This window comes from Kribbella sp. NPDC104740 (assembly GCF_055583505.1).
The window spans coordinates 14,806-35,506 of record NZ_JBVJNV010000002.1; the positions used below are offsets into that span (position 1 = coordinate 14,806).

Annotated in this window: 22 protein-coding genes; 13 read left to right on the top strand and 9 right to left on the bottom strand. The window is 70.5% G+C overall.

Annotated elements, in window-relative coordinates:
• Positions 1-99 precede the first annotated feature (99 nt).
• The 4 genes from ACZ6Z4_RS09745 to ACZ6Z4_RS09760 all read right to left on the bottom strand — a co-directional run bounded on the left by ACZ6Z4_RS09745 (position 100) and on the right by ACZ6Z4_RS09760 (position 4,850).
• Positions 100-1,059 (bottom strand): sigma-70 family RNA polymerase sigma factor, encoded by a 960-nt coding sequence (locus ACZ6Z4_RS09745; protein ID WP_465560717.1) that lies wholly within the window; start codon positions 1,057-1,059, stop codon positions 100-102.
• 243 nt (positions 1,060-1,302) lie between these two features.
• Entirely contained in the window at positions 1,303-3,378 is a 2,076-nt protein-coding gene (locus tag ACZ6Z4_RS09750) for a S9 family peptidase (RefSeq protein ID WP_465560720.1), read from the bottom strand.
• 25 nt (positions 3,379-3,403) lie between these two features.
• Positions 3,404-4,207: an exodeoxyribonuclease III gene (xth, locus tag ACZ6Z4_RS09755; RefSeq protein WP_465560723.1), complete on the bottom strand. Its 804-nt coding sequence runs from the start codon at positions 4,205-4,207 to the stop codon at positions 3,404-3,406.
• A 22-nt stretch (positions 4,208-4,229) separates the two neighbouring features.
• Entirely contained in the window at positions 4,230-4,850 is a 621-nt protein-coding gene (locus ACZ6Z4_RS09760; protein ID WP_465560726.1) for a TetR/AcrR family transcriptional regulator, read from the bottom strand.
• Between the two features lie 73 nt (positions 4,851-4,923).
• Between ACZ6Z4_RS09760 and ACZ6Z4_RS09765 the strand changes: the two genes are divergently transcribed.
• From ACZ6Z4_RS09765 to ACZ6Z4_RS09785, 5 genes are read left to right on the top strand one after another with little or no spacing between them, the layout of a single operon-like run.
• Positions 4,924-5,847 carry an SDR family oxidoreductase gene (locus ACZ6Z4_RS09765; RefSeq protein ID WP_465560729.1) on the top strand — a complete coding sequence of 308 codons (924 nt, stop codon included), beginning with the start codon at positions 4,924-4,926 and terminating at the stop codon, positions 5,845-5,847.
• Positions 5,844-7,004, top strand: coding sequence for a saccharopine dehydrogenase family protein (locus tag ACZ6Z4_RS09770; protein ID WP_465560732.1), 1,161 nt, complete (start codon positions 5,844-5,846; stop codon positions 7,002-7,004). Before ACZ6Z4_RS09765 ends, ACZ6Z4_RS09770 begins: the two co-directional genes overlap by 4 nt.
• A gap of 2 nt (positions 7,005-7,006) precedes the next feature.
• On the top strand, positions 7,007-7,870 hold the full coding sequence (locus tag ACZ6Z4_RS09775; protein ID WP_465560735.1) for an alpha/beta fold hydrolase: 864 nt from the start codon (positions 7,007-7,009) through the stop codon (positions 7,868-7,870).
• Complete coding sequence (locus tag ACZ6Z4_RS09780) at positions 7,867-8,259, top strand: YccF domain-containing protein (protein WP_465560738.1); 393 nt, start codon at positions 7,867-7,869, stop codon at positions 8,257-8,259. The genes ACZ6Z4_RS09775 and ACZ6Z4_RS09780 overlap by 4 nt, the downstream gene beginning before the upstream one ends.
• The gene (locus ACZ6Z4_RS09785) at positions 8,256-8,984 is read left to right on the top strand and encodes an MBL fold metallo-hydrolase (protein ID WP_465560741.1); all 729 of its coding nucleotides are present in this window, start codon (positions 8,256-8,258) and stop codon (positions 8,982-8,984) included. Before ACZ6Z4_RS09780 ends, ACZ6Z4_RS09785 begins: the two co-directional genes overlap by 4 nt.
• A 50-nt stretch (positions 8,985-9,034) precedes the next feature.
• Here ACZ6Z4_RS09785 and ACZ6Z4_RS09790 read toward each other — a convergent pair whose 3' ends face one another.
• Together ACZ6Z4_RS09790 and ACZ6Z4_RS09795 are read right to left on the bottom strand one after the other, a co-directional pair.
• Positions 9,035-10,270 carry an MFS transporter gene (locus tag ACZ6Z4_RS09790; protein WP_465560746.1) on the bottom strand — a complete coding sequence of 412 codons (1,236 nt, stop codon included), beginning with the start codon at positions 10,268-10,270 and terminating at the stop codon, positions 9,035-9,037.
• Positions 10,271-10,385: 115 nt separating this feature from the next.
• Positions 10,386-10,916: a hemerythrin domain-containing protein gene (locus tag ACZ6Z4_RS09795; RefSeq protein WP_363676945.1), complete on the bottom strand. Its 531-nt coding sequence runs from the start codon at positions 10,914-10,916 to the stop codon at positions 10,386-10,388.
• A 135-nt stretch (positions 10,917-11,051) separates the two neighbouring features.
• Here ACZ6Z4_RS09795 and ddaH point away from each other — a divergent pair, with 135 nt between their 5' ends.
• Positions 11,052-11,819 (top strand): dimethylargininase, encoded by a 768-nt coding sequence (gene ddaH, locus ACZ6Z4_RS09800; RefSeq protein ID WP_465560750.1) that lies wholly within the window; start codon positions 11,052-11,054, stop codon positions 11,817-11,819.
• On the opposite strand, the gene ACZ6Z4_RS09805 is transcribed toward ddaH, so the two are convergent.
• Positions 11,799-13,142 carry a DNA polymerase IV gene (locus tag ACZ6Z4_RS09805; protein ID WP_465560753.1) on the bottom strand — a complete coding sequence of 448 codons (1,344 nt, stop codon included), beginning with the start codon at positions 13,140-13,142 and terminating at the stop codon, positions 11,799-11,801. The two genes, ddaH and ACZ6Z4_RS09805, sit on opposite strands and share 21 nt — an antisense overlap.
• A gap of 58 nt (positions 13,143-13,200) precedes the next feature.
• On the opposite strand from ACZ6Z4_RS09805, the gene ACZ6Z4_RS09810 reads away from it, so the two are divergent.
• The 7 genes from ACZ6Z4_RS09810 to ACZ6Z4_RS09840 all read left to right on the top strand — a co-directional run bounded on the left by ACZ6Z4_RS09810 (position 13,201) and on the right by ACZ6Z4_RS09840 (position 19,536).
• Positions 13,201-13,962 (top strand): MBL fold metallo-hydrolase, encoded by a 762-nt coding sequence (locus tag ACZ6Z4_RS09810; protein ID WP_465560756.1) that lies wholly within the window; start codon positions 13,201-13,203, stop codon positions 13,960-13,962.
• A 107-nt stretch (positions 13,963-14,069) separates the two neighbouring features.
• Complete coding sequence (locus ACZ6Z4_RS09815; protein WP_363676941.1) at positions 14,070-15,548, top strand: glutamate-cysteine ligase family protein; 1,479 nt, start codon at positions 14,070-14,072, stop codon at positions 15,546-15,548.
• Positions 15,549-15,892: 344 nt separating this feature from the next.
• A complete protein-coding gene (locus tag ACZ6Z4_RS09820; protein WP_363676940.1) occupies positions 15,893-16,306 on the top strand; it encodes a universal stress protein in 414 nt (137 codons plus the stop codon).
• A 1-nt stretch (position 16,307) separates the two neighbouring features.
• Positions 16,308-16,928 carry an HhH-GPD-type base excision DNA repair protein gene (locus tag ACZ6Z4_RS09825; RefSeq protein ID WP_184794993.1) on the top strand — a complete coding sequence of 207 codons (621 nt, stop codon included), beginning with the start codon at positions 16,308-16,310 and terminating at the stop codon, positions 16,926-16,928.
• 295 nt (positions 16,929-17,223) lie between these two features.
• Entirely contained in the window at positions 17,224-18,549 is a 1,326-nt protein-coding gene (locus ACZ6Z4_RS09830; protein WP_363676939.1) for an RNA polymerase sigma factor, read from the top strand.
• Positions 18,549-18,806 carry a DUF6412 domain-containing protein gene (locus tag ACZ6Z4_RS09835; protein ID WP_465560762.1) on the top strand — a complete coding sequence of 86 codons (258 nt, stop codon included), beginning with the start codon at positions 18,549-18,551 and terminating at the stop codon, positions 18,804-18,806. Before ACZ6Z4_RS09830 ends, ACZ6Z4_RS09835 begins: the two co-directional genes overlap by 1 nt.
• A gap of 52 nt (positions 18,807-18,858) precedes the next feature.
• Positions 18,859-19,536 carry a YidC/Oxa1 family membrane protein insertase gene (locus ACZ6Z4_RS09840; RefSeq protein WP_465560765.1) on the top strand — a complete coding sequence of 226 codons (678 nt, stop codon included), beginning with the start codon at positions 18,859-18,861 and terminating at the stop codon, positions 19,534-19,536.
• A gap of 3 nt (positions 19,537-19,539) precedes the next feature.
• On the opposite strand, the gene ACZ6Z4_RS09845 is transcribed toward ACZ6Z4_RS09840, so the two are convergent.
• A complete protein-coding gene (locus ACZ6Z4_RS09845; protein WP_465560768.1) occupies positions 19,540-19,926 on the bottom strand; it encodes a hypothetical protein in 387 nt (128 codons plus the stop codon).
• 26 nt (positions 19,927-19,952) lie between these two features.
• Entirely contained in the window at positions 19,953-20,669 is a 717-nt protein-coding gene (locus ACZ6Z4_RS09850; protein WP_465560771.1) for a TetR/AcrR family transcriptional regulator, read from the bottom strand.
• Between the last annotated feature and the right edge of the window lie 32 nt (positions 20,670-20,701).

Consider the following 20,701-nt stretch of genomic DNA (forward strand, 5'->3'; position numbering starts at 1 on the left):
ACTGATAGCCGCTCCGACATCACAGAACCCCCGGGCCTGGAGAGGCCCGGGGGTCCTGAGTGGGGTTTTGGTTGGCTACGGCTGCCAGGTGGCTCAGACCTAGGCGGCCAGCGTCGGGTCGGCCATCAGGCGCAGGCGCCCCAGTGCCTCGCGCTCGATCTGCCGGACCCGCTCGGCGGAGATGCCGTGCACCGCGCCGATGTCGGCCAGCTTGGCCTGGCGGCCGTCGTGCAGCCCGTAGCGGCGACGGATCACGTCGGCCGACCGCGGGTCGAGCTGGTCGACCAGGCTGAACAGTCCGGACCGGTCGGAGGCGTCGGCGACCAGCTGGTCGGGGCCCGGCGCGGTCTCGGCCGCGATCAGGTCGCCCAGCGAGGTCTCGCCCTCGTCGTCGATCGGGTTGTCCAGGCTGATGTGGTCCCGGCCGATCCGGATCAGCTCCGTGACGCGCTCCGGGTCCAGGTCGAGCTCGGCGGCGATCTCGTCGATCTCCGGCTCGCGCCCGAGCTTGCGCTCCAGCGTGCGCCGCGCGGACCCGATCTGGTTCAGCTGCTCCACCACGTGCACCGGCAGCCGGACCACGCGGGCCTGCTGCGCGATACCGCGGGTGATCGCCTGCCGCACCCACCAGGTCGCGTACGTCGAGAACTTGAAGCCCTTGCGGTAGTCGAACTTCTCCACCGCGCGGATCAGCCCCGTGTTGCCCTCCTGGACCAGGTCCAGCAGCGGCATCTGCGAACGTCCGTACCGGCGCGCGATCGAAACCACGAGCCGCAGGTTGGCGGTGACGAAGCGCTGCTGGGCCTTCTGCCCCTCAGCCGCCAGCCACTCCAGCTCCTCCTGCGTCGCGTACTTGGGCGCGCCGCCCTTCTTACGTCCAACCCGCCCCTCGGCCAGCAGCTGCTCCGCCAGGAGTCCTGCCTCGACCGTCTCAGCGAGCTCGACCTCTTCCTCCGCCGTCAGCAGCGGAGTGCGCGCGATCTCCTCCAGGTAGAGACCGACGCTGTCCTTGCCGTCGATACCTTCGTCCGTGGACCGGACACGAGCCATGCGAGCCACCGAAACTCCCTTCGTCGTTACATGGAGAGCAACGCTCGAGTGAGGTTCAAGATTCCACGACGAGTGTGTAAACAGCCTGAACGTTCCCTGAGAGTTCCCAGCAGCTCCACGTTCAGGAAGCATTGTGTGTCCCACCACACATCGCCTTTCGTTGCCACCCAGCGCAACGCACCCGGTACCCGCCGGATTCCCGTAAAAACAGGACAACCGGGGGCCGGGTGCGCGCGTCTACCAGGGTTGGGCTCAGGCCAGACCGAGTGCGTCCAGCTCCCAGGCCAGCGTGAAGGCGACTTCTCGCCACGCGTCGTACCGGCCGCTGCGGCCGCCGTGACCGGCTTCCATCTCCGTTTTCAGCAGCACGTCGACGTCACCGGCGGCCGTCGCGCGCAGTTTCGCGACCCATTTCGCCGGCTCGACGAAGAACACCCGGGTGTCGTTCAGGCTGGTGATCGCCAGAATGCGCGGGTACTGCTGCGCGCTGACGTTCTCGTACGGCGAGTAGGACTTCATGTAGGCGTACACCTCGGGGTCCTCGAGCGGATTTCCCCACTCCTCCCACTCGATCACCGTCAGCGGCAGCGACGGGTCGAGAATGGTGGTCAGCGCGTCCACGAACGGCACCTCGGCGACGATTCCGCCGAACGCCTGCGGCGCCAGGTTCGCGACCGCGCCCATCAGCAGCCCGCCGGCGCTGCCGCCCTGCGCGACGATCCGCTCCGGGCGGCTCCAGCCGTCCTTGGCCAGGTGCTCGGCGACGGCGACGAAGTCGGTGAACGTGTTCCGCTTGGTGAGCGTCTTGCCGTTGTCGTACCAGCGTCGGCCGAGCTCGCCGCCGCCGCGGACGTGCGCGATCGCGAACACGACGCCGCGGTCGAGCAGCGACAGCCGCGGGATGGAGAACCACGGGTCCATCGATGACTCGTACGAGCCGTAGCCGTACAGCACGACCGGCGCGTTGCCGTCCTTGGCGACGTCCTTGCGGGCGACGATCGAGATCGGCACCTGCGTCCCGTCGGCGGCCGTCGCCCACTCCCGGTACTGCGTGTAGGCGCTCAGGTCGACCCCGCCGAGCACGGGCTGCTGCTTGAGCAGCCGTCGCTCGCCGGTCGCCACGTCCACGTCGTACGTCGAACCGGGCGTGACGAGGGAGGTGTAGCCGAACCGGTAGCGGGTGTCGTCCCACTCGTCGTTGCGGCCCGGGCTGACGGTGTAGATCGGCTCGTCGAAGGTCAGCACGTCAGGAGCGGCGAAGGTCTCGCCCTCGCGGCGCATCACCGCCAGCTCGGTCAGCGCGTCGCGCCGCCGGTAGAGCACGACGTGCCGCGCGAACGCGTCGACGCCGAGCAGCCGGCTCGACTCGTCGCCCTCGATCAGCGTCGTCCACTCACCGGGCGCGTCCAGGGGAGCGCTGGCCAGCGAGAAGTTCTCCGCGTCGGCGTTGTGCGTGATCAGCAGCTGGTCGCCGGCGTGCTCGACGTCGTACTCGACGCCCTCGACGCGCGGCCGGACGACGACCGGCGTACCGGCCGGGTCCTGCGCGTCGAGCAGCCAGACCTCGCTGGTCAGCTTGCTGCCGAGGGCGATCTGGATGGCCTGCTCGTTGCGGGTCAGGTCGACGCCGATCCAGTACCGCTCGTCGGCCTCCTCCATCACCAGGACGTCGTCGCCGGAGGCGCCGAGCGCGTGCCGCCAGACCTGGAACGGGCGCCACGCGTCGTCGACCTTGGTGTAGAAGATCGTCGAGCCGTCGGCCGACCAGGCCGAGCCGTAGTGCACCTCGGGCAGCTCGTCGGGCAGCAGCTCGCCGGTGCGCAGGTCCTTGATCCGCAGCGTGAACCGCTCGTCGCCCTTGAGGTCGACCGAGTAGGCGAGCAGGTTGCCGTCGGGGGAGACGTCGACGGTGCCGAGCGAGAAGAACTCCGAGTCGCCGGCCAGCACGTTGCCGTCGAGCATGACCTCCTCGCCGGGGATCTCGCCGTCGGTGGCCGGCGGCTGGTCGCCGTCGGCGAGCACGCGGCAGCTGATCGCGTACTGCTTGCCCTCGACGGTGCGGGTGTAGTACCAGTAGCCGCCGTGCCGCGCGGGCACGCTCAGGTCGGTCTGCAGGGTGCGGGCGGAGATCTCGCCGAAGATTGCCTCACGCAACGGTTCCAGGTGCGCCGTGCGGGCCTCGGTGTAGGCGTTCTCGGCGCGCAGGTGGTCCAGCACCTCGTCGTTCGACTTGTCCCGCAACCACTCGTAGTCGTCGACGAAGACGTCGCCGTGGTGGGTGCGTTCGATCGGCTTCTTGGCGGCGACAGGGGGTGTCAACTCAGGCATGTGGGGAGACTACCCGGCACCTCCGTCAGAGGCTGTACGTCGCCACCACGGGGGCGTGGTCGCTCCAGCGCTCGGCGTACGTCGGGGCGCGGTGGATCTCGCAGCCGGTGGCCGCGCCGGCCAGCTCCGGGGACGCGATCTGGTAGTCGATCCGCCAGCCGGCGTCGTTGTCGAACGCCTTCCCGCGCCACGACCACCACGAGTACGGACCGGGTCCGTCGCCGCCGAACCGGCGGCCCAGGTCGACCCAGCCGGCCGCGAACAAACGATCCATCCAGGCCCGCTCCTCGGGCAGGAAGCCGCTCTTCTTGCGGTTCGCCTTCCAGGCCTTCAGGTCCTCCTCGCGGTGCGCGATGTTCAGGTCGCCGCACATCAGGACGTGCCGGCCGTCGGCGCGCAACTCGGTCAGCCGGGCGGTGATCGCGTCCAGGAACGCGTACTTCTCCTCCTGCCGCGGCGGCGTCTCGAACTCGCCGGTGAACACGTAAGTGCTGACCGCGGTCAGCGCTGAGCCGTCGTCCAGTACGACGTCGGCCTCGACCCACCGGCCGGACCCGGCGAACCGCTCCGGGCCGATGTCGGTCCGCTCCACCTTGATCGGTCGCCGGCTCGCGATCGCGACACCCGCGCGGCCCTTGCTGCCGTCGATCGTCGGCTCGGCGTGGGCCAGGTGCCAGTCGCCACCGAGATGGTCGCGCAGGACCTCGTCGGTCGCGCGCACCTCCTGCATCAGCAGCAGGTCCGGATCGGTCTGCTCCAGCCACGGAGCCATGCCCCGCCGGTACGCCGCCCGAACTCCGTTCACATTCACCGTGGCAACCTTCAGCACCGGGCAACCCTAGGGCATCACCTCACAGCGTCGTGAGTACGGCGGCCAGCGACCGCTCGCAGAGGTCCTCGAGCTCGTCGCCGGTGACGGTCGGGTCGTCGATCCAGGTGAGCAGGATCTGCTCCACGTACCCCTGCCAGCCGAGGCAGACCAGCTCCACCCGCGGCGTCGTCTCGACCCCCTGCTGGGCGAGCGCGTCGATCACCCACCGGCTGAACACCTGCCGGATCTCCGAGTGCAGCGCGCGGACCTCGGGGTCACCGGCCGCGGACATCAGCAGCGTCGCGCGGTAGAGCTGCGGCGCCTGCAGGACCGCGCGGACGAAGGCGCGGATCCCGGTGCTGAGCTGCTCGTCGGGCGGCAGCGAGAGATCGGGCGCGGTCCGGAGCATCAGCTCCGAGGCCGCCTCCTCGATCACCGCGAACTGGAACTTCTTCTTCGAGCCGAAATAGTGGAACAGCAGCGCGGGGGAGACCTGGGCTTCGGCCGCGACCTGCTCGACGCTCAACTCGCGGTGCGGGTCGGCCTCGAGGACCCGCCGGGCGGCTTCGAGGATCTGCGCCCGGCGCTCGTCCGGCCGCAACCGGGCCCCGTCGCGCGGCCGCGTCCCGGGGCCGGCCGGGTCGGGAGAGGCATGGGTCATACGGCCAGTCTATTGAGTATCGGCTCAACAAGCACTTACTGTTGAGTATCGACTCAACAGACGGAGGTCCGCGATGGCCGGCAAGGTCGTACTCATCACAGGCGCGTCCCGGGGGATCGGTGCGGCGGTGGCCCGCCGGCTGGCGAGCGAGGGCGACAAGCTGGCGCTGGTCGGGCTCGAACCCGACGAGCTGAAGCAGGTCGCCGAGGCCTGCGGCCCGGACGCCGGCTGGTGGGAGGCCGACGTCACCGACCTCGAGTCGCTGCGTAGCGCGGTCGAGGGCATCGTCGCGCGGTACGGCCGGATCGACGTCGTGGTCGCCAACGCCGGCATCGCGGCGCCCGGCTTCACCCGCAGCATGGACCCGGCCGTCTGGGAGCGCGTCCTCGACGTCGACCTGTACGGCGTCTGGCGGACCGTGCACCTGACGCTGCCGCACCTGATCGAGTCCAAGGGCTATCTGCTGCTCGTCTCGTCGCTCGCGGCAGTCGTCCACATCCCCGGGCTGGCTTCGTACAACACAGCCAAGGCCGGGGTCGAGGCGATGGGCAACACGCTGCGCGCCGAGTTGCGGCACCTCGGCGTCCGGGTCGGCGTCGCGCACATGACGTTCGTGGACACCGACATGGTCCGCGGCGTCGACGACCACCCGGTGTTCGGCAAGGTCCGGACCGGCATCCCGTTCGCCAGCCGCGTCTACCCGCTGGAGCTGGCCGTCGAGAAGTTCACCGCCGGGATCCGGAAGCGCTCGCGGGTCGTGCACGTGCCCGGCTGGATCGGCCCGATGAAGATCTTCCGCGCCCTGATCCCGCACATCGTCGAGCTGGGCAGCCGGGTGTCGGTCGCGAAGGCAGACCGCGCCGCGCTGGCCGACATCGAGGCGCGCGGCGCCGACATCTCGTCGCGCGCCTCGGGTGCCGGTGGCCTGGCCGACACCGCGAAGGCGAAGACGGCCGCCGAGGCCCGCGCCGCCGAGGCGAAGGCGGAGCACGGATGAGCGACCGCCGGTACGACGTCGTCCTGTTCGGGGCGACCGGGTTCACCGGCGCGCTGACCGCCCAGTACCTCGTGAAGCACGCGCCGCCGGGCCTGAAGCTCGCGCTCGCAGGGCGGAACAAGGCCAAGCTGGAGCGCCTCCGCTCCGACCTGGACGCGCCGCAGCTCGACCTCCTGATCGCCGACGTCGAGGACTCCGGCTCGCTGCGCGCCGTCGCCGAGGCGACCCGCATCGTCGTCACCACCGTCGGCCCGTACATCCGGTACGGCGAACCGCTGGTCGCCGCCTGCGCGGCGGCCGGGACCGACTACCTCGACCTGACCGGTGAGCCCGAGTTCGTCGACAAGATGTACGTCGCCCACCACGCGCGGGCCGTCGAGACCGGCGCCCGGCTGATCCACTGCTGCGGCTTCGACTCGATCCCGTACGACCTCGGCGTGCAGTTCACCGTCGAGCAGCTCCCGCGGCGCGTACCGATCAAGGTCGACGGCATGATCCGCGCGGGCGGCAAGCCGTCGGGCGGAACCTGGGAGACCGCGATCACCGCGTTCTCACGCGGCAAGCAGAACCTGGACGCGCACCGCGCGCGGCGCCGGCTGGAGGAACGCCCGGCCGACCGCTCGGTGAAGCTGGCCGCGGGCCGGATCCACCGGCTGCAGGGGTTCTGGGCGGTGCCGCTGCCGACCGTCGACCCGCAGATCGTCCGGCGGTCCGCGCTGCTGCTCGACTCCTACGGCCCGGACTTCACCTACTCCCACTACGCGGCCGTGAAGCGGCTGCCGATGGTTGCCGGAGGCATCGTCGGGATCGGGTTGCTGGTCGCGGCCGCGCAGGTCCCGCCGGCCCGGCGGGCGCTGCTCGACCGGATCAAGGCCGGCGACGGGCCGTCGCCGCAGCGGCGCGCGAAGTCGTGGTTCAAGGCGCGCTTCGTCGGCTCGGGCGGCGGCAAGCGCGTCGTCACCGAGGTGTCCGGCGGTGACCCCGGGTACGACGAGACGGCGAAGATGCTCGGCGAGTGTGCGCTCAGCCTGGCTCTCGACGACCTGCCCGAGATCGCGGGTCAGGTCACCACCGCCTCGGCGATGGGCCCGGCGCTCCGCGACCGGTTGGTTGCCGCAGGCATCGGGTTCCGCGTGGTCGCGACCGAGGAGTACTGAGCGTGCGCCGGGTGAGATCGGCCGACGGAACGCAGATCGCGCTCTACGAGTACGGCGAGCACACCGCCCCGGTGCTCGTCTGCGTGCACGGCTATCCGGACAACGCGCGCCTGTGGGAGCCGGTCGCGGAGCGGCTGGCCGAGCACTTCCACGTCGTCACGTACGACGTACGCGGCGCCGGGCAGTCCGACCACCCGCGCGGGCGGTCGGCGTACGAGCTGGATCGGCTGGAGCAGGACTTCACCGCGGTGATCGACGCGGTCGCGGGCGACCGGCCCGTGCAGCTGCTCGCGCACGACTGGGGATCGATCCAGTCCTGGCACTTCGTGACCAGCGAGCGGCTGCGCGGGCGGATCGAGTCGTTCGTGTCGATCTCGGGGCCGTCGCTGGACCATGCGGGCTACTTCTTCCGGCGCCGGCGGCCGCTGCGGGAGAAGCTCCGGCAGCTCGTGCACTCCTGGTACATCTTCTACTTCCAGCTGCCGTGGCTGCCTGAGCTCGGCTGGCGGAAGGGCTGGGCGCATCGCGCCTTCGGCAAGCTGGAGCTGAGCGCCGGAGGCAGCGCGGCCGCGCCGGGAGAGCGCGATCTCGCGGACTACGTGAACGGGCTGCAGCTCTACCGGGCGAACGTGATCCCGCGGCTGCTGCGGCCGCGCGTACGGCGTACGGACGTCCCGGTGCTCGCGGTCTCGCCCGACGGCGACGCGTTCGTGACCACGCCGCTGCAGACCGACGTCGCGCGCTGGGCCCCCAACCTGAGCGTCCAGGTGGTCAGGGGTGGGCACTGGTTGCCCCGGAACGATCCCGGACTCGTCGCCCGGCTGACCCTCGAACACACCCGGAGGGTGGCAGGCTGGCAGGTATGAGAACGCTCCTGAACCTGATCTGGCTGGTGCTGGCCGGTTTCTGGCTGGCCGTCGGTTACGCGATCGCGGGTCTGATCTGCTGCATCCTGATCATCACCATCCCGTTCGGCATCGCCTCGTTCCGGATCGCCGGGTTCGCGCTCTGGCCGTTCGGCCGGACGATCGTCGACCGCCGCGGCGCGGGCGCCGGGTCGGTGCTCGGCAACATCATCTGGGTGCTGCTGGCCGGCTGGTGGCTGGCGCTCGGCCACCTGGTCACCGGGATCGCGCTGTGCGTCAGCATCATCGGGATCCCGCTCGGCCTGGCCAACTTCAAGCTGATCCCGATCTCGCTGCTCCCGCTCGGCAAGGACATCGTGTCCACCGACCAGGCGTTCGGCGCGCGATGAGGACGCTGACCGTTCTCGGCTCGTGCGGCGCCTGGCCCGAGGCCGGGCGCGCCTGCGCCGGCTTCCTGCTCGAGTACGACGGGTTCAAGGTCGTTCTCGATCTCGGCTACGCGACGTTGCCGCGCTTGCTGGAGTACTGCGAGGACGGCGCGGTCGACGCCGTCGTCATCACGCACCGGCACCCCGACCACTGCGTCGACGTCAGCGCGCTCGGCCGCGTTCGCCGCTTCCAGGCGCCGGACGCCGAGCCGGTCGCGCTGTACTGCCCGCCGGGAGTGGTCGACGTACTGCGCGCGCTGGAACCGAATCCCGACCCGGAAGACGTCTTCGCCGTCCACGACCTGGCATCGACCCCGGAGATCGGGCCGTTTCAGCTGGAGACCGTCGAGCTGCCGCACTTCGTCCCCAACCACGGCGTGCGGCTCAGCGCGCCCGGGCTGACGGTGGCCTACACGGGCGACAGCGGGCCGTCGGATGATCTGGCGAGGCTCGCGGAGGGCGCCGACCTCTACATCTCCGACGCGACCCACCAGACCGCGCCCCCGCCGCCGCGCTTCCTGATGACGGCCGCTGAAGCCGGGACCGGCGCTGCCGGGGCGAAGCGGCTGCTGCTGACGCACTTCTGGCCCGGCTCGGATCGCGCTCTCTCCGTTGCTCAGGCGCAGGAGACCTTCGCAGGTGAAGTGATCGCGGCCGAGGAAGGCCTGGTCGTCGACCTGAGCTAGCCAGAGAGGCTGGTCCAGCCGGAGAGCCTGGTCCAGCCGGAGAGCTTGGTCTAACCGGCGAGCCTCGCGTGCCGGAACGCCGACCGGTGCAGCAGCGCCGCCTGCACGACCATCCCCGCCACCCCGATCCACAGCGTCTCCCGATGCCCGAGGTGCTCGGCAAGCACCCCGCCGAGCACCAGACCGACCGTCAGCGACGCCCGGTTCACCGACCGAAGCGTGGCGTGCATCCGCCCGAGCAGCCCGGTCGGCGTGATCGACTGCCGATAGCCCATCTCGATCGGGCTGTCGATACCGATCGACAGCCCGAACGCGAACTGGCTGACGCACAACAGCACGAAACCGAGCGCGTTGTCTCCAGCCAACGGGATCAGCAGATACCCCACAGGCGTCATCCACCGGCATGCGATGATCGCCGGCCCGACACCGAGCCGCCGCCCGAACCATCCCGACGCCGTCGCGCCGAGCACCGATCCGACGCCACCGATCGCCAGCGTCACCCCGACCGCGCCGACGCTCAGCCCGAGCGTCTTGTACGCGAAGACCGTGTACGCCGTACTGACGACGCCCTGGAACACGAACCAGACGTGCCCGGTCACCGCCAACGGACCGGTGATCCGGTCCCGGTACACCCAGGCCAGGCCGTCCCGGATCTCCCGGCGCAGGTCGCGCGGAACATCCTTGCCGGGGGCAACTTCCGGCGCGATCGGCCGGACGGTGAGCAGCAGGAAGCCCGAGATCAGGTACGAGAGCGCGTCGAGCAGGATCGCCAGCGGCGCGCTGATCAGCTGGACCAGGAATCCGGCGAGGGCCGGCCCACCGGTCGAGGCGACGGCGTTGGTCTGCTCGAGGCGCGCCCACGCGGGCGTGAGCAGCGCGGTCGGGACGAGCAGGGGCGGGAACGACTGGTGCGCGGCGTCGTACCCGAGGGACAGCGCGCCGAAGACGAGCACGATCGCGATCAGCAGCGGCGGCGACAGCAGGTCCAGCGCGGCGCAGAGCGGGATCAGCGCGAGCACGAAGCCGCGGGCGAGGTCGGCGGTGACCAGGATCGGTTTGCGGCGGTGGCGGTCGACGAAGACGCCGGCCAGCAGACCGAGCAGGAGATAGGGGAGCCAGCGGGCGGCGCTGAGCAGGCCGACCTCGCTGTCGGACGCGCCGAGGGTGAAGATCGCGATCGCCGGCAGCGCGACGGTCGTGATCGACGTACCGGCCATCGAGATGGCGTCGGCGGCCCAGAACCGGAGGAACGCCGGGTAGCTGAGCAGCGGCCACCGGCGGTTCATGGCAGGACCCTACCCAGCAGGCCGTCCCCGGGACCTGGGGCACGGGCCAGTCGCGCTCACGCCGAGTCTGGCGACTGGCCCGCGCTCTTGGTCGCGGGGACGGTGGGGCGGCGGCTCAGGAAGACTTGTCCTTCTTCTTGGCGGCCTCGACCAGCTTGCGGACGTTCTCGATCGAGCCCGCGCCGGACTCGATCAGCCGGGCCCGCTCGGCCGCGAACTTCTCGCCGAGGTCGTCGCGGACCTCCTGCGAGACGTCGGTCCGGGCCGGGTTCAGCACGTCGCGCTCCTCCTCGTCGAGGTGGTGCGACAGGGCCTCGGACAGCTCGTGGGTCTTCTCGCTGAACTCCTCCGACGCGGTGTCGCCGACCTCCATCAGCTCGAGCAGGGCTTCGTTGCCCTCGTCGTGCTCGTGCTCGGAGTGCTCGACCTCCTCGGCGTCGATCGCGTCCTTCTTCCGCAGCTGGGGGTAGACCTTCGACTCCTCGGCCTCGGCGTGCGCGATCAGGACGGTCGCGAGGTCGGCGAGCACGGCGGCCCGGTCGCTCTCCACGTCCCGCAGCTCGCGCAGCGCCTCCTCGAACCAGCGGTGGTCGGCCAGGATCACCTCGACCACGTCACCACCGGTGTGCTGCAGAATCTTCGGCATCGAACCCTCCAGATCAGCGCCCGGTCACCACACCGGGATCGTCCAGCCGGTACCCGCCGGGCGCCGCCGCATGCATACGACTCCAGCGCCCGCGAACCATCGGATCGTTGCCGCCGTCCCGGATACGCTCCGCGTATGGCCACCCTCCGCGCGCTCGTCCGCCGCCCCAGCCCGCGCCTCGCCGACGGTCTGCTGACCCATCTCGACCGCGTTCCGGTGGATGCCGATCTCGCCGTCCGGCAGTGGCAGCTGTACGTCGACGCGCTCGCCGCCGCGGGCTGGGAGACCGTCGAGGTCCCGCCCGCCGACGACTGCCCCGACGGCGTCTTCGTCGAGGACACCATGGTCGTGTACGGCGACCTCGCGGTGATCGCCCGCGCCGGCGCGACCGAGCGCCGCCCCGAGGCCCAGGCCGCGGCCGAGACCGTCGAGGCCCAGGGCTACCGCCTCGCCCACATCGATGCCCCCGGCACCTTCGACGGCGGGGACATCCTCAAGGTCGGCAGCACCGTGTACGTCGGCCAGGGCGGCCGCACCAACCGCTCCGGCTTCGACCAGCTCCGCGCCCACCTCGAACCGCTCGGCGCCCAGGTCGTCGCCGTACCGGTCCGCAAGGTCCTGCACCTCAAGTCCGCCGTCACCGCTCTGCCCGACGGCACCGTGATCGGCTACGAACCCCTCGTCGACGACCCCGCCGCCTTCCCCACCTTCCGCGCGGTCCCCGAGGAGCCCGGCTCCCACGTCGTGCTCCTCGACGACGACCACCTCCTGATGGCCGCCTCCGCGCCGCGCACCGCAGACCTCTTCAGCGAGCTCGGCTACACCCCGGTCCCCGTCGACATCACCGAGTTCGAGAAGCTCGAAGGTTGCGTGACCTGCCTGTCAGTCCGCCTCCGCGGCTGACTCCTCCGGTACGACGCGCTGCAGCTTCGTCAGCTCCGGGTCGTCCATCGCGAACGTGCGGATCGGCCCGCGGGTGTCGGGAGTCTCGAAGCGGACGGTGACGCGGCCGCGCCCGGCACCCCAGACCCAGCCTTCGCCGTACGTCGGGTGCGTGACGTCCTGGCCGGGCTGGTAGCCCTGGTCGCGTTCGCGCGGACGGACCGGTACGTCGGGGACGTCGACCGCGCTCGCGGCAGCCTCGTCGGCCTCGGACTCGGTGAACAGGTCGTCCTGGATCCAGTCGGCCAGCGACGAGACGCCGACGCCGAGCAGGCGGATGCCGCCGGAGATGTCGCTGTCCTCGAGCAGCCGGCGCGCGACCCGGGCGACCACCCGCGGGTCGTCGGTCGGCCCGGCCAGGGTGGACGAGCGGGTGTGGGTGGTGAAGTCGTGCATCCGCGTCTTCACCGTGACGGTCCGGCCGGACAGCTGGGCCTTGCGGAGGCGCTCGGCGACCCGGTGCGCCATCCGCTCGCTGATCGCGGTCAGCAGCGAGCGGTCGATGATGTCGGTCTCGAAGGTGTCCTCGACGCTGACCGACTTCGTCTCGCGGTCGCTGACCACCGGCCGGTCGTCGGCCGCGACCGCGAGCCGGTGCAGGCTCGTGCCGTGCGCGGAGCCGACCTGGCGGATCAGCTCCTCCTCGTCGAGCAGCTGCAGGTCGGCGACGGTCCGGACGCCGGCCATGCTGAGCCGCTGCGCGGTCGCCGGCCCGACGCCGGGGATCACCGTCACCTGCATCGGCGCCAGGAACTCCGCCTCCGTCCCCGGCGGCACGACGACGACACCGTCGGGCTTGTCGAGGTCGCTGGCGATCTTCGCGATCAGCTTCGACGTCCCGGCGCCGACCGACGCGGTCAGCCCGCCGCTGGCCTTCTTGATCGCGTCCTTGAGGTCGTTCGCGATCGCCTCGACGTCCTCGACGGTGAGGTCGCGCAGCCCGGTCGCGGCCAGGTCGACGAACGCCTCGTCCAGCGACAGCGGCTCGACCAGCGGCGACAGCGCCCGCATCTGCTCCATCACCGCGTGGCTGGTCGCCCGGTACACCTCGAACCGCGGCCACAGGTACGCCGCGTGCGGGCAGCGCGAGCGCGCCTCGGCCGTCGACATCGCCGAGCGGACGCCGTACTTGCGGGCCTCGTACGACGCCGTCGAGACGACGCCGCGCAGGCCGATCCCGCCCACGACGACAGGTTTGCCGCGCAGGGAGGGCTTGTCCCGCTGCTCGACCGCCGCGAAGAACGCGTCCAGGTCGACATGCAGGATCGACGGATCAGCACGCACCCGACCAGTCTCGCTGCCGGCACCGACAATCGCCCGACCCGGGTGACAGGATCACCGCATGAGCTTCCCCACCCGCTGGGACGACGGCACCACCGCGACCGGCCCCGACCACCAGGTCCACCGGTACGACGACCGCACGGTGATCATCCGCCAGGCGCTGCGGACGAACTTCGAAGGCCCGTTCCTCTATCTCTTGCTCGGCACGGAACGCGCTCTCCTGCTGGACACCGGGACCGGGCACGCCGATCTGCGCCCGGTCGTGGACGGACTGATCGGCGACCGCGAGCTGGTCGTCGCGCACACCCACGCGCACGGCGACCACGTCGGTGGCGACGACCAGTTCGGCCAGGTGGTCGGTCACAGTGCCGAGGAGGTCGCCGCGTTCTTCGGGATCACCACCTGGCCGGACGAGATCGTCAGCTTCGACCTCGGAGAGCGCGTTCTCGACGTGATCCCGATCCCCGGCCACCAGGGCGCGGACATCGCGCTCTACGACCGGGAGACCCGGCTGCTGCTGACCGGCGACTCGCTCTACCCGGGTCGCCTGTACGTGCCCGACTGGACGGCGTACCGGGCGAGCATCCGCCGCCTGGCCGGGTTCGTTGCCGCGGGCAATCCGGTCGAGCACGTGCTGGGCGCGCACATCGAGATGCCGGACCGGCCGGGGGAGGACTACCCGATGGGCGCGGCGGTGCATCCCGACGAGCACCCGCTGCAGCTCCCGCCGGAGACGCTGACCGAGCTGGACGAGGCGCTGACCAAGGCCGGGCCGGAGCCATGCCGCCTGGTCCACGACCACTTCATCGTGTACCCCCGCTGAGTCCACGACGCGATCCAGGTCACATCAAGGGCCCGGTTCAGGCAGACTGTCGCCAGGTACTGGGAAGTACGCCGTACCCACGGCAGTACCGGGACAGGGGAGGCCAGATGGGCGAGGAAGTCGACCGGGTCGAGTTCACCCGGGCGGACCGGACAGCGTTCCGCAACCAGGTCCACCGCAACCTGGACGCCTTCGCGCGGATGCTGCGGGAGGCGCGGTTCGACGCCGAGCGGCCGATGACCGGGATCGAGATCGAGCTGAACCTGGTCGACGACAAGTGCGACCCGGCGTTCAAGAACACCGAGGTGTTGAGCGCGATCGAGGACGACGCGTTCCAGACCGAGCTCGGCCAGTTCAACGTCGAGATCAACGTGCCGCCCGGCCAGATCGACGGCGACGGGCTGGACACCATGGAGGCCTCGATCCGGGCCAGCCTGAACGCGGCCGAGGAGAAGGCGCAGCGGACCGGCTCGTCGATGGTGGTGGTCGGGATCCTGCCGACGCTGCTCACCGAGCACATCCGCCGCGACGCGCTCAGCACCAACCCGCGGTACGCGCTGCTCAACGACCAGATCTTCCAGGCCCGCGGCGAGGACGTGCAGATCTCGATCGACGGCGTCGAACGGCTGGCGGTCACCGCCGACAGCATCGTCCCCGAAGCCGCCTGTACGTCGACGCAGTTCCACCTGCAGGTGACGCCGGAGGCGTTCCCGAAGTACTGGAACGCGGCGCAGGCGATCTCCGGCGTGCAGCTCGCGGTCGGGGCGAACTCGCCGTTCCTGTTCGGCAAGGAGCTGATGCGCGAGACCCGGATCGCGCTGTTCGAGCAGGCCGCCGACACCCGGACCCACGAGCTGAAGACGCAGGGCGTCCGGCCGCGGGTTTGGTTCGGCGAGCGATGGATCACCTCGATCTTCGACCTGTTCGAGGAGAACTCGCGCTACTACCCGGCGCTGCTCCCGGTCACCTCCGACGAGGACCCGATCGCGGTCCTGGACCGCGGCGACGCGCCCGCTCTTTCGGAGCTCCGGCTGCACAACGGGACGATCTACCGCTGGAACCGCCCGGTGTACGACGTTGTCCGGGACAAGCCGCACCTGCGGGTGGAGAACCGGGTGCTGCCGGCCGGCCCGACGGTCGTCGACACGATGGCCAACGGCGCCTTCTACTTCGGCCTGGTCCGCGCGCTGGCCGACGACGAGCGGCCGATCTGGTCGCAGATGTCGTTCAGCGCCGCCGAGGAGAACTTCCACGAGGCGGCCCGGCAGGGGATCGACGCCGAGGTGTTCTGGCCGGGCGTCGGTACGGCGCGGGCGACCGAGCTGGTGCTGCGGCGGCTGTTGCCGTTGGCATCGCAGGGGCTGGACGCCTGGGGCGTCGCTCCCGACGTACGGGACCGGCTGCTGGGGATCATCGAGCAGCGGTGCCTCACCCACCGCAACGGTGCCTCCTGGCAGGCCGACGAGTTCCACCGCCTGTACACCAAGGGCTCGCACGATCGTCGTGACGCTCTGCGAGGAATGTTGCGCCGCTACCGCGACCACATGCACGAGAACCTGCCGGTGCACGAGTGGCCGGTGGACTGAGCCGGTTTTTCCACGACGTGAAGAAAACCCGCCGGGCCGCCGACAACGTAGGACAGCGGTCCGGCCGCTTGCCAAAGGCAACGGCATGGGACTGGCGCGGCGGCCCCGGACCCTGCGAGGGTGTCCGCCACGGCCCGGCATCGGGGGAGGGTTAGAAGCCGCGACCGCGGGTAAGCAGGTTCCAACCGAACTGCCTGCCCGCGAGCGACACGGTCTCGTTGCGGACACAACTGCCTAACGGTCACGGTCGCGACACAGATGGTGCTTTTCCACAGATGCCGGTAGCGGTTCAGGGCAGTATCGTTCGGAACGGGTCGACAGACACCCGGAGGTGAGGCAAGTCGATGACGACCATCGTCGTGGGTTATGTGCCGAAGGCCGAAGGGCGCGCAGCCCTTCGGAGGGCGGCGGAGGAGGCGAAGCTTCGCGACGCCAAGCTGGTGGTGGTGAACTCCCACCGTGGCGGACGCAGCTTCGACAGCGACGAGGCGGAGGCCAGTGAGGCCGCGCTGACCGAGGTGCGCGAGCAGCTGGACTCGACCGGCGTGCCGTACGAGGTACGGCAGCTGGTGCGTGGACTCGACCCGGCGGAGGACCTGGTGGCCGTCGCCGAGCAGGTGCACGCGGAGTTCATCGTGATCGGTCTGCGCCGGCGGTCGCCGGTGGGCAAGCTCATCCTCGGCAGCAACGCGCAACGGGTGCTGCTCGACGCTCCGTGTCCGGTGCTAGCCGTCAAGGCTGAGGAAGGGGAGGACTGAGGTGACTTCGACACGCAGCAAGAAACTGTGCCTGGCGCAGCAGCCCGACGCCGACGAGATGCTGAGCAGGGACCCTTTCGCGCTGATGGTCGGGATGCTGCTCGACCAGCAGATCCCGATGGAGCGGGCCTTCGCCGGCCCGGTCCTGATCGCCAAGCGGATGGAGGGCTCGTTCGACCCGTGCACGGTCGCCGCCTACGACCCGGACGGTTTCGTCGAGGTGGTGACCGGACCGCCCGCGGTGCACCGGTTCCCGACCGCGATGGCGGCCCGGATCCAGACGCTGGCCAAGCACCTGGACGAGGAGTACGGCGGGAACGCCTCCGGGGTGTGGGCCGACGTGAAGTCCGGTGACGACCTGCTGGCCCGGCTGTCGGCGCTGCCCGGCTTCGGTGCGCAGAAGGCGAAGATCTTCGTCGCGCTGCTCGGCAAGCAGCTCAAGGTCCGCCCGCGCGGCTGGCGCGAGGCCTCCGAGCCGTACGGCGAGGACGGTGCGTACAAGTCGGTCGCCGACGTCATCGATGTCGCGTCCCTGGTGAAGGTGCGGCAGTTCAAGGCGGCCCAGCAGGTGGCCCAGCAACGGGTCGTCGCGCGGCCGTTACGGCAGACCAGGAACAGCTGAACGCGAGCTGTTGAAGGCTCAAGAGCAGGACCGGTGCCGGCCCGCGGGGGCGTGCGGGCACCGGCGTGCCACGCCGGGACGGGGGTCGCGCGTGGGTTCGGGTTGCTCCGCGGATTACAATGTAGTGTTGCTGCCGCCTGACGGGCACCCCGGTGATTAAATGCTGACCAGCGAACACGATCGCAGACGAGCACAGAAGCCGGCGAGCAGCGCACAACTCGTTGCACCACCCGAGCGGTACCAGCACCACCAGCATCGCCGTACAGAAAACCCTGCGTCAGACGAGAGGTAATTCGTGTCGTCCAGCTCGTCCGAGAGTCTTCCCGCCGAGTCAGCCCGGGCTGTGGCCGCCACCGCCCGCAGCACGGCTCCGAGGACCAGCGCCAGAGTGCCTGACCCTGCTGCCAAGAAGGCCACCGTGAAGAAGGCCGCCCCCGCGGCCAAGAAGGCTGCTGCATCCAAGGAGGACGGTATCCCCGCGAAGAAGGCCGCCGCGAAGAAGGCGCCGGCGAAGAAGGCCGTGTCCGAGGCGGGTCTGTCGATCGACCCGAAGACCGGGAAGCCGCGCGCCCTGGACGACGTCGACGAGGCGGACTTCCAGCCCGACGCCGTCAAGCCGCTGGAGAAGGAGCTCACCGAGGACCAGGGCTTCATCGTCTCCGAGGCCGACGAGACCGACGAGCCCGAGCAGCAGGTGATGGTGGCCGGCGCGACCGCCGACCCGGTCAAGGACTACCTGAAGCAGATCGGCAAGGTCCCGCTGCTGAACGCCGAGCAGGAGGTCGAGCTCGCCAAGCGGATCGAAGCCGGCCTGTTCGCCGAGGAGCAGATCGGCGACGAGGCGACCAAGCTCAAGGACAAGGTCAAGGACGAGTACGAGTGGATCTCCGAGGACGGCCGGCGGGCCAAGAACCACCTCCTCGAGGCCAACCTGCGACTCGTCGTCTCGCTGGCCAAGCGCTACACCGGCCGCGGCATGCTGTTCCTGGACCTGATCCAGGAGGGCAACCTCGGTCTGATCCGCGCGGTCGAGAAGTTCGACTACACCAAGGGCTACAAGTTCTCGACGTACGCGACCTGGTGGATCCGGCAGGCGATCACCCGCGCGATGGCCGACCAGGCCCGGACCATCCGGATCCCGGTGCACATGGTCGAGGTCATCAACAAGCTGGCCCGCGTCCAGCGCCAGATGCTCCAGGACCTCGGTCGCGAACCCACTCCGGAAGAGCTCGCCAAGGAGCTCGACATGACCCCGGAGAAGGTCATCGAGGTGCAGAAGTACGGCCGGGAGCCGATCTCGCTGCACACCCCGCTCGGTGAGGACGGCGACTCCGAGTTCGGCGACCTGATCGAGGACTCCGAGGCGATCGTGCCGGCCGAGGCGGTCTCGTTCACGCTGCTGCAGGAGCAGCTGCACGCGGTGCTCGACACGCTGTCCGAGCGCGAGGCCGGTGTGGTCTCGATGCGCTTCGGTCTCACCGACGGCCAGCCGAAGACGCTGGACGAGATCGGCAAGGTCTACGGCGTGACCCGCGAGCGGATCCGCCAGATCGAGTCCAAGACGATGTCGAAGCTGCGGCACCCGTCGCGGTCCCAGGTCCTGCGCGACTACCTCGACTGATGCACCAGGTGATCGCCGACGCGCTGTCGTCGGTGATCCCTGCGCTCGACGCGGCAACTCTGGCCGCCGCCGTGTTCACGGCGGCGGCCCTGCTGTTCACGCTGATGCTGGCGGCCGGGCACGCGTCCCGGCGGGCGCCGGTGGTGACGCCGCTGGTCGCGCTGACGCTGCGCGAGCAGTCGGCACGGACGTCGTACGTCCCGCTGTGTGATCCGGACACGGCCGGCCGGCCGCGTCCCAGAGCTCCCGGGCTGTAGTCGCACTTCCTCGCGACCAGCCCGAATCCTCTTGTTCTGATGGAGCTCTGTCATGCCTTCGTTTCTCGAGGCGCCGATCACCGGCGCCTACCAGCTCGTGTCCTTCGTCGCCTCCGCGCTCGAACCCGTCGGTGGCCCGTACGCCGCCGCGCTGGCGATCGTCGTCTGTACGCTCGCCGTCCGGTTGCTGCTGCTGCCGCTCAGCCTCGCGGCGGTGCGTGGTGAGAAGTCCCGTGCGGTGCTGATGCCGCAGATCCAGGAGATCAGCAAGAAGCACGCCAAGAACCCCGACCGCGCGCAGCGGGAGATCGCCAAGCTGCAGGCGGACTCCGGGACGACGCTGCTCGCCGGCTGCCTGCCGATGTTCGCCCAGCTGCCGTTCTTCTGGGTGCTGTACACGCTGTTCACCCGCGCGGTCGTCGGCGGCGAACCGAACGACCTGCTCAGCGGCACGCTGTTCGGTGCGCCGATCGGGGTGCACTGGCCGGTCTTCGCAACCACACCGGCGTACGTCGGACTCGCGGTGCTGCTGGCCGTCGTGGCGTTCTTCTCGGCCCGCCGCCAGCTCGCGCGGCTCGACGCGAGCGCGACGCCGATGAGCCGGAACATCGCACGCCTGCTGCCGTTCGGCACGCTGCTGACGGCGGCGTTCATCCCACTGGCTGCCGGGCTCTACCTGCTCACGACGACCACGTGGACGGTGGTCGAGCGGACGATCCTGCTGCGCTGACGTTCAGCGGTGCGGGCCGCGGTGGCCCGGCCCGGACCGGTCGGACTGCTGACCGGGCGGGCGGCCGCGGCCCGACTGCCGGCGATGGTCGGGCGGAGAGCCCTGCGATCCCTGGGACGCGGACCAGATGTCCTCGACGGTGAAGGCGTCGCTCGTGGCCTGGGCTTTCTCCGCGGCTTCCTTGGCTTTCCGCACGAGCTCCTCGGCCAGCTCCGGTGGCCCGGCCGCCGCGGCTCCGCTGGCCGCGGCCCCACCGGCTGCGGCTCCGCCGCCGGCACCTCCGGCGGTCGCGCCCTTGGCCGGCGGCAGTCCGCGCTCCATCGCTCGGCGCGTCTCCGCGATCCGTGCTACTTCGTCCCGCTCCGGAGTTGGTTCGCCAGGTTCTGCCACGCCGCGACCCTAGTCGCGCGCCGGGGTCAGCTTCGCAGGCGCAGCTCGAGCCCGTCCAGAATCCGTTCCAGCCCGTACCGGAACGTCTCGTCGGCATCCGACTCCGGCTCGCGTTCCCGGTACGCCGCGTACAGGTCGCGCAGGTGCGGGTGGACCTGCGCGGCCGCCTCCGCGACCGGCCAGGACTTCGCCGTCCACTCCTCGACGGTCTGCCCGCTGCGCTGGAGCCGGGTCAGCGTCGCGGCCTCGTTGCCGGCCACGCCGAGCACGAAGCCGACCACCGTCTTAGACGCCTGGTCGGCCTCGATCACGCCGAACCCGGCGACCCGGTAGAGCGCGAGCATCCGGTCCGAGACCGCCATCAGGTTCGGACCGATGTAGGTCAGCCCGACCTCGGCGAGTGTCGTGGCCACCCACGGGTGCCGCTGGATGAGCGAGCGCAGGCTGTTCGCCGTCGCGACCGCGCCCGCGCGCCACTGCCTGGGCTCGGTGATCTCGGGGACCTCGAACTCGCCGTACACCGCGTCGACGCACAGCTCGAGCAGGTCGTCCTTGGTCGCGACGTGCCAGTACACGGCGGTGGCGGCGGCGCCGACCTCCGCGCCGAGCTTGCGCATGCTGAACGTGTCGACGCCGTCGGCGTCGAGCAGCTTGAGCGCCGCGCCGACGATCTGCTCCTGGCTGAGGGCCGTCTGCTCACGCCGCCGCCCGCGCCTGGGCCGGGTTCCGACCTCTTCCGCCACCGTTCCACCTCCGCCGTTGGTGCCGTCATCGT

Bases quoted from the DNA above. Each gene is read 5' to 3' on its own strand.
- ACZ6Z4_RS09810 (WP_465560756.1), top strand. From the start codon at position 13,201: ATGAGCTTCCCCACCCGCTGGGACGACGGCACCACCGCGACCGGCCCC.
- ACZ6Z4_RS09815 (WP_363676941.1), top strand. From the start codon at position 14,070: ATGGGCGAGGAAGTCGACCGGGTCGAGTTCACCCGGGCGGACCGGACA.
- ACZ6Z4_RS09760 (WP_465560726.1), bottom strand. From the start codon at position 4,850: ATGACCCATGCCTCTCCCGACCCGGCCGGCCCCGGGACGCGGCCGCGC.
- ACZ6Z4_RS09820 (WP_363676940.1), top strand. From the start codon at position 15,893: ATGACGACCATCGTCGTGGGTTATGTGCCGAAGGCCGAAGGGCGCGCA.
- ACZ6Z4_RS09790 (WP_465560746.1), bottom strand. From the start codon at position 10,270: ATGAACCGCCGGTGGCCGCTGCTCAGCTACCCGGCGTTCCTCCGGTTC.
- ACZ6Z4_RS09785 (WP_465560741.1), top strand. From the start codon at position 8,256: ATGAGGACGCTGACCGTTCTCGGCTCGTGCGGCGCCTGGCCCGAGGCC.
- ddaH (WP_465560750.1), top strand. From the start codon at position 11,052: ATGGCCACCCTCCGCGCGCTCGTCCGCCGCCCCAGCCCGCGCCTCGCC.
- ACZ6Z4_RS09780 (WP_465560738.1), top strand. From the start codon at position 7,867: ATGAGAACGCTCCTGAACCTGATCTGGCTGGTGCTGGCCGGTTTCTGG.
- ACZ6Z4_RS09765 (WP_465560729.1), top strand. From the start codon at position 4,924: ATGGCCGGCAAGGTCGTACTCATCACAGGCGCGTCCCGGGGGATCGGT.
- ACZ6Z4_RS09770 (WP_465560732.1), top strand. From the start codon at position 5,844: ATGAGCGACCGCCGGTACGACGTCGTCCTGTTCGGGGCGACCGGGTTC.
- ACZ6Z4_RS09835 (WP_465560762.1), top strand. From the start codon at position 18,549: ATGCACCAGGTGATCGCCGACGCGCTGTCGTCGGTGATCCCTGCGCTC.
- ACZ6Z4_RS09840 (WP_465560765.1), top strand. From the start codon at position 18,859: ATGCCTTCGTTTCTCGAGGCGCCGATCACCGGCGCCTACCAGCTCGTG.
- ACZ6Z4_RS09795 (WP_363676945.1), bottom strand. From the start codon at position 10,916: ATGCCGAAGATTCTGCAGCACACCGGTGGTGACGTGGTCGAGGTGATC.
- ACZ6Z4_RS09750 (WP_465560720.1), bottom strand. From the start codon at position 3,378: ATGCCTGAGTTGACACCCCCTGTCGCCGCCAAGAAGCCGATCGAACGC.